Genomic DNA, 6,484 nt, shown 5'->3' with positions numbered 1-6,484 from the left:
AACGCCCGGCGCTTCCGCGCCGGCCCCCAGGATCAGTCATGGCGTGGAGCAATCTTCAGCCGGCCTTGCCCTGTGCATCCAGATAGCGCTCGGCATCCAGTGCGGCCATGCAGCCGAAACCAGCGGAGGTGATGGCCTGCCGATAGTGCTGGTCGGCCACGTCGCCCGCGGCGAACACGCCTTCCACCGAGGTCTGGGTGGCGTTGCCGCCCAGGCCCGAGCGGATTTCCAGGTAGCCGTTGTTCATCGCCAGCTGGCCATCGAACAGGGTGGTGTTCGGGTGATGACCGATGGCCACGAAGAAGCCGTGCGCGTCGATGTCGCGGGTGCTGCCGTCCAGGGTGGACTTCACGCGCACACCGGTCACGCCGGCATCGTTGCCCAGCACTTCCTCGACCTGGTGGTGCCAGACGGTTTCGATCTTGCCGGCCGCGACCTTGGCGAACAGCTTGTCCTGCATGATCTTTTCCGCCTTGAGGGTGTCGCGGCGGTGGACCAGGTAGACCTTGCGGGCGATGTTGGACAGGTACAGGGCCTCTTCCACCGCAGTGTTGCCACCGCCGACCACGACCACGTCCTGGTCACGGTAGAAGAAGCCGTCGCAGGTGGCGCAGGCGGACACGCCGCGGCCCTTGAAGGCCTCTTCGGTCGGGATGCCCAGGTACTTGGCGGTGGCGCCGGTGGCGATGATCAGGGCGTCACAGGTGTATTCGTGACTGTCGCCGATCAGCCGGAACGGGCGCTGGGACAGGTCGGCGGTGTGGATGTGGTCGAAGATGACCTCGGTCTCGAAGCGCTCGGCGTGAGCCTGCATGCGCGCCATCAGGTCCGGGCCCATCAGGCCATGGGCGTCACCCGGCCAGTTGTCGACCTCGGTCGTGGTCATCAGCTGACCGCCCTGCTGCAGGCCGGTGATGACGACCGGCTTCAGGTTGGCGCGGGCGGCGTAGACCGCAGCGGTCCAGCCGGCCGGGCCGGAACCGAGGATGACAAGCCGTTGGTGGCGGGAGGGCAGGCTGGTGCTCATGTAAACTCGCGAAAAGGTAAGTGGGACAAGGCGCTGGCGATGTTTGCGCAGCATCCATGGCAGGTCATAGAGTGGCGGCTGGGGCAGGGCGATTCAAGCCGATGAACAGAACGCCGTCGCCCATCGACGGTTTCCGGCCCCGGAGGGCGCCTCGCAGCGTCGCATAACTGAAAACTGACGCCGTCTCATTTATTATCAATCACTAACAGCGCATTCCAAAGGTATGGTCTAAGGTGGCGAAGCAGGTCCCCGAACGCTCCAAGTCCGACGACAGCAAGGCGTCACGTCGCACGGCCGCGGCGGCGGCGACGACCGACAACCCCCGCCGCCAGCGCCTCTGGCGCGACCTGGGCCTGATCGCGATCGCGCCGGCCCTGCTGTACCTGGCGGCAAGTCTGCTCACCTACTCGGCGTCGGACCCCGGCTGGTCGCATACCGGCAGCGTGGTCGCGCCGGTGCACAACATGGGCGGCCGCGCCGGTGCCTGGATCGCCGACGTGCTGCTGCAGTTGTTCGGCTACATCGCGTTCCTGCTGCCGGTGGTGCTCGGCGCGCTGGCCTGGATCGCCATGTTCGGCCTCAAGCGGGAAAGCAAGGGCGAGAACGACCTCGATCCGGCCCTGCGCCTGGTCGGTCTGGTCGGCTTCCTGATCGCCGGTACCGGCTTCCTGCATGTGCGCCTGTTCAATGGTGATGTGTCCAGTGCGGGCGGCATCCTTGGCAAGCTGGTGGGCAACTCGCTCACCGTCGGGTTCGGAGCGCTGGGCGCGAACCTGTTCGTGCTGGTGCTGCTGCTGGCCTCGATCACCCTGGCCACCGGCCTGTCGTGGTTCACGGTGATGGAGAAGATCGGCCGTGGGGTGATGTCGCTGGCGCCGCTGCTGGAGCGCAAGAAGGAACAGGCGACCGAGTGGAAGCAGACCCGTGCCCTGCGCGAGGAGCGCCAGGAAGTCCGCAAGGCGGACGCCGAGGTGCGCGCCAAGCGCGAGCCGGTGAAGATCGAACCGCGCCCGGAACCGGTGATCGAGAAGAGCGACCGGGCCAAGCGTGACAACCAGATACCGATGTTCCGCGGCGTCAACGGCGATGGTTCGGACCTGCCGCCGCTGGCCCTGCTGGATGATCCCAAGCCGCAGCCCAAGGGCTACGACGAGGAGACACTGGAGACCCTGTCGCGGCAGATCGAGTTCAAGCTGAAGGATTTCCGCATCGACGCACAGGTGGTTGGCGCCTATCCGGGCCCGGTCATCACCCGCTTCGAGATCGAGCCGGCGCCGGGCATCAAGGTCAGCCAGATCAGCTCGCTGGACAAGGACATCGCCCGCGGCCTGTCGGTCAAGTCGGTGCGCGTGGTCGATGTGATTCCCGGCAAGTCGGTGATCGGCCTGGAGATTCCCAACGTCACCCGCGAGATGATCTTCCTGTCCGAGCTGCTGCGCTCGAAGGAGTACGACAAGGCCTCCAGCGTGCTGACCCTGGCGCTGGGCAAGGACATCGCCGGCCGCCCGACCGTGGCCGACCTGGCGCGCATGCCACACCTGCTGGTGGCCGGTACCACCGGCTCGGGCAAGTCCGTGGCCGTCAATGCGATGGTACTGAGCCTGCTGTACAAGGGCTCGCCGAAAGATCTGCGGATGCTGATGATCGACCCGAAGATGCTCGAACTGAGCGTCTACCAGGGCATCCCGCATCTGCTCGCGCCGGTGGTCACCGACATGAAGGAGGCCGCCAACGGCCTGCGCTGGTGCGTGGCGGAGATGGAACGCCGCTACAAGCTGATGAGCGCGGTGGGCGTGCGCAACCTGGCCGGCTTCAACAAGAAGGTGAAGGACGCCGAGGACGCCGGCCAGCCGCTGATGGACCCGTTGTTCAAGCCGAACCCGGAGCTGGGCGAGGCGCCGCGCCCGCTGGAGACGCTGCCGTTCATCGTCATCTTCATCGACGAATTCGCCGACATGATGATGATCGTCGGCAAGAAGGTCGAAGAACTGATCGCACGTCTGGCACAGAAGGCACGTGCAGCCGGCATCCACCTGATCCTGGCCACCCAGCGTCCGTCGGTGGATGTGATCACCGGCCTGATCAAGGCCAACATTCCCACCCGCATCGCGTTCCAGGTGAGCTCGAAGATCGACTCGCGCACCATTCTCGACCAGTCCGGCGCGGAGACGCTGCTGGGGCACGGCGACATGCTGTACCTGCCGCCGGGCACCGCCATGCCCGAGCGTGTGCACGGCGCGTTCGTCTCCGACGATGAAGTGCATCGCGTGGTCGAGCATCTCAAGGCGATGGGTCCGGCCGATTACATCGAGGGCGTGCTGGACGAGGTTCAGACCCTGGGGGACGGCGTGGTGGTGGGTGCCACCGGCCTGCCGGAAACCAGTGCCGGCGGCGACGAGTCGGATCCGCTGTATGACGAGGCACTGAGGGTGGTCACGGAGACCCGCCGCGCGTCGATTTCCGGCGTGCAGCGCCGGCTGAAGATTGGCTACAACCGTGCGGCGCGACTGATCGAGGCCATGGAAGCGGCCGGCGTTGTCAGTGCGCCCGAGCACAATGGCGACCGGACGGTGCTGGCACCGCCGCCGCCGAAGTAAGGCCCGACGTACCCCCACGACGTCCAAGGATCCGACGAATGCTTCATCCCGTACCACGCGCGCTGGCGCTGGCTGGCCTGATGGCCGCCAGCCCGGCCCTGGCGGAGACCGCCACCCCCGCGCCCGCTACGGCGCCGCCTTCCACCAGCGGCGATACCGAAGCCAGCAACAACTTCAGCATCGTCCGCTATCGCGCCGACTACCAGGTGCGGCCCGACGCAGGCAATGTGCAGACCGCGACCTACGAGGTCCTGCTCAAGACCAAGGCCTCGGTCGAGCAGTTCAGCCAGGTGCGGCTGAGTTACAGCGAGAAGATGGAGACGCTGGAGGTGCTCGACGCCTACACCATCACCGCCGATGGCCAGCGCCGTGACGTTCCGGCAGATCGCATCTACACCCAGGAAAGCTATTCCAGCGCCTCGGCAGCGATGTACGCCGACCGCAAGGTGCGGGTGATCGTGTTCCCGAACCTGGCGCCGGGCACGCGCCTGTATTACCAGGTGCGCCGCACCCAGGCCACGCCGTACTTCCCGGGCTACTTCGGCCTGTGGGAGACCTTCAATGTGTTCACCGAATACGAGGATGCCGAGGTGACGCTGAGCGCACCGGCCAACCTGCCGATGTTCGTCGACAGCCGCGGCGTGCAGGGCAGCGATCGCCCGGTGGTGAGGAACGGCCAGGCGCAGTGGCGCTGGCGCTACCAGCGCCGCGAGGCGATGCAGGCGCAGAACTGGTCGGCCGCCGGCTGGGAGTTCGGCCCGAACATCATGGCCAGCACCTATCGTGACTGGGCGCAGATGGGCCGGGCGTACCAGCTCAAGGCCGGTCCCGCCGCGCAGGTCACGGCGGAGATCCAGGCGCTGGCCGACCAGGTCACCGCAGGCATCGGCGACCGTCGCTCGCAGGCCGATGCGCTGTACCGCTGGGTCGCTCAGAACATCCGCTACGTCGCGGTGTACCTGGGCAATGGCGGGCTGGAGCCCAACAGCGCGCAGAGCATCCTCGACAACCACTATGGGGACTGCAAGGACCATGTGACCCTGCTGGAAGCCCTGCTGGCCGCCAAGGGAATTGCCAGTTCGCCGGTGCTGATCGGCGCCGGTGGCGGGCCGACGCTGCCGAAGATTCCGGTGCTGGGGCGCTTCAACCACGCCATCACCTACATTCCCGAGTTCGATCTGTACCTGGATTCGACCACCGCCTGGGCGCGCTTCGGCCAGTTGCCCGAGGGCGACCTGGGCGCGCCGGTGATGCGCACGGCCGACGCGAGCCTGGCACGCACGCCGGCCAATGGTCCGCAGCGCAACGCAACCTCGATGGAGGTGCGCTTCACGTTCGATGCCAACGGCAATCTGCGTGGCGAGACGATTCCGCAGCTGGGCGAGAATGCGGAGATCGGCATGCGCGCACAGTTCGCCCAGCTCAATGCGCAGAATCGGGCGCGCGCCGAGGAGTCGATCATGGCGGCGTCCGGTTTTGATGGCCGCGGCCAGCTGCAGCTGCAGGGCGTCCCGGTCGATCTGACCCGGCCGTTCGGCTACCGCATGGCCTTCCAGGCGGAAGACTACGTGGACTTCAGCGTGGCCGGGGGCATGGCGGTGCCGGATCCGCCAGGCGGCGAGTCGGTGCGCGGGCTGTACGCTACCGCGTCTGCACCGGCCAACGAGACGCCGTTCTACTGCAACGCGAGCCTGCGTGAAGAAACCTATCGCCTGCAGTTCCCGGCCAACGCGCCGATCATCGCCGTTCCGGCCAGCCAGCGTTTTGCCAATGCCGCGGGCGAGTACCGGGTGGACTGGAGCCGGCAGGGCCAGGAGGTGATCGTCCACCATCGCCTGCAGCAGAATGCCGTGCGTGGACCGGAGGCACTGTGCCAGCCCCAGGACTACACCGCGTTCCGCGCGCTGTATCGCGAAGTGCGCCGCGGCTTCCGCGGACAGGTTCTGTATGGAAGGCTGCCTGCGCCTGCCAACTGAATCGCCGGTGGACGTGCGGGGCGGCATAATGTCGCCCTGATCGCCCATTCATCTTTGCCCGGGCACACTGGCATCCACCTTTCCTTGCGCCCGCGCCCACAGGATTCCCGCATGAACGTCCGCCTCCGCCGTATTCTTGCCGCCAGCACTCTCGCCATGGCCTGCGCCGCCGCGGGCAGCGCGTGGGCGGGTGCCCGCGATGACCTGAAGAACTTCACCAGCGGCCTGAAGGGCCTGGATGGCCAGTTCAGCCAGCAGGTGTTCGACAGCCGCGGGAAGGTCAAGGAGTCGACCAGCGGCCGCGTGGCCCTGTCGGCCCCGCGCCTGTTCCGCTGGGAGTACGTGCGGCCGCATGAACAGCTGATCGTGGCCGACGGCAAGAAGGTCTGGATGTACGAGCCGGACCTGGAGCAGGCCACCGTGCGCGAGCAGGGCAAGGAAGAGCAGAACAGCCCCTTGACCGCGCTGATCAACCCGGCGCTGCTGGAGCAGCAGTACGACCTCAGCGAGGAGGCGGCACAACGGGATGGCCTGCAGTGGCTGTCGCTGTCGCCGAAGCGCGATACCGAGGCCAGCTTCCAGTACGCCGCACTAGGCTTCAACGCCCAGGGGCTGGCGAGGATGGAGATCACCGACGCGGTCGGCCAGCGCACCGTGATCAATTTCAGCGGCTGGAAGCGCAACCCGACGTTCGCGGCCTCGACCTTCCGCTTCAGCCCGCCGGCCGGCACCGACGTCATCGGCAACTGATGCGTGACGCCGGGCATGGCCCGGCGCTACCAATGTGCGCATTTCGCCGATCCGCCGGGCATGGCCCGGCGCGACCGACGGGGGGGCGCGGTACAATGAGCGGGTGCCAAGACAACGCTCCACTTCTTTCCCCG

At 66.9% G+C, this 6,484-nt stretch carries 4 protein-coding genes; 3 read left to right on the top strand and 1 reads right to left on the bottom strand.

What is annotated here, in order from left to right:
* Positions 1-55 precede the first annotated feature (55 nt).
* On the bottom strand, positions 56-1,027 hold the full coding sequence (gene trxB / locus QMZ25_RS06770; RefSeq protein ID WP_053517948.1) for a thioredoxin-disulfide reductase: 972 nt from the start codon (positions 1,025-1,027) through the stop codon (positions 56-58).
* Positions 1,028-1,260: 233 nt separating this feature from the next.
* Between trxB and QMZ25_RS06765 the strand changes: the two genes are divergently transcribed.
* From QMZ25_RS06765 to lolA, 3 genes are all read left to right on the top strand, one after another.
* Positions 1,261-3,624, top strand: a complete 2,364-nt coding sequence (locus QMZ25_RS06765) for a DNA translocase FtsK (protein WP_283219318.1) — start codon at positions 1,261-1,263, stop codon at positions 3,622-3,624.
* A gap of 38 nt (positions 3,625-3,662) precedes the next feature.
* Entirely contained in the window at positions 3,663-5,600 is a 1,938-nt protein-coding gene (locus QMZ25_RS06760) for a DUF3857 domain-containing protein (RefSeq protein ID WP_283219317.1), read from the top strand.
* A 111-nt stretch (positions 5,601-5,711) separates the two neighbouring features.
* On the top strand, positions 5,712-6,350 hold the full coding sequence (gene lolA / locus QMZ25_RS06755; RefSeq protein WP_065182198.1) for an outer membrane lipoprotein chaperone LolA: 639 nt from the start codon (positions 5,712-5,714) through the stop codon (positions 6,348-6,350).
* The last annotated feature ends 134 nt before the right edge of the window (positions 6,351-6,484 follow it).

It is taken from the genome of Stenotrophomonas sp. RS-48, assembly GCF_030053245.1.
Taxonomy (GTDB): Bacteria; Pseudomonadota; Gammaproteobacteria; order Xanthomonadales; family Xanthomonadaceae; genus Stenotrophomonas; species Stenotrophomonas maltophilia_P.
Note: the sequence above shows the minus strand (reverse complement) of the source record. Positions and strands in the feature narration are given on the sequence as shown.